This window comes from Streptomyces glaucescens (assembly GCF_002154375.1).
Lineage (GTDB): Bacteria > Actinomycetota > Actinomycetes > Streptomycetales > Streptomycetaceae > Streptomyces > Streptomyces glaucescens.
On the sequence record NZ_MUND01000811.1, the window covers coordinates 1 to 746 of the forward strand.

A 746-nucleotide genomic window follows, 5' to 3' on the forward strand; every position below is an offset into this window, starting at 1 on the left:
GCCCCCGTGCCTGCGCCGCCCTCCGCGCCGGAACCGGCCCCCGCTCCGGTCGCCCCGGAGGACGACATCCCCGAGGACGACGATCCCGACCTCGACGAGTCGGCCCTCTCCGGCCAGGAGCTGATCGTGCGCGAGCTGGGCGCGACGGTGGTGGAGGAGTTCACCAACGAGTAGCCGGGCAGCGGGCTCCGGCCTCCCCGGCCCGCGCTTTGGAGAAACGGACAACCTCGCCACCCCGGCCCCTTCGGCCGCCCGCACAAACCGCCCCGCCCCGCGCCGGTTAGGCTGACCCCGTGAAGGTCCTCGTCATCGGTAGCGGCGCCCGCGAACACGCCCTGTGCCGTTCCCTGTCCCTCGACCCCGCCGTCACCGCGCTGCACTGCGCCCCCGGCAACGCCGGCATCGCCGAGGTGGCCGAGCTGCACCAGGTCGACGCCCTCGACGGCGCGGCGGTGACCGCGCTGGCCACGCGGCTCGGTGCGGAGCTGGTCGTCGTAGGCCCGGAGGCCCCGCTGGTCGCCGGGGTGGCCGACGCCGTCCGCGAGGCTGGCATCCCGGTCTTCGGCCCGTCCAAGGAGGCCGCGCAGCTGGAGGGCTCCAAGGCCTTCGCCAAGGACGTCATGGCGGGGGCGGGCGTGCCCACGGCCCGCTCGTACGTCTGCACGACCCCGGAAGAGGTCGAGGAGGCGCTCGACGCCTTCGGCGCGCCGTACGTCGTGAAGGACGACGGTCTCGCCGCCGGCAAG

At 75.2% G+C, this 746-nt stretch carries 1 pseudogene; it reads left to right on the forward strand.

What is annotated here, in order from left to right:
• Positions 1 to 293: 293 nt before the first annotated feature.
• Positions 294 to 746, forward strand: a pseudogene (locus CCN42_RS37690) (phosphoribosylamine--glycine ligase); the annotation flags it as partial.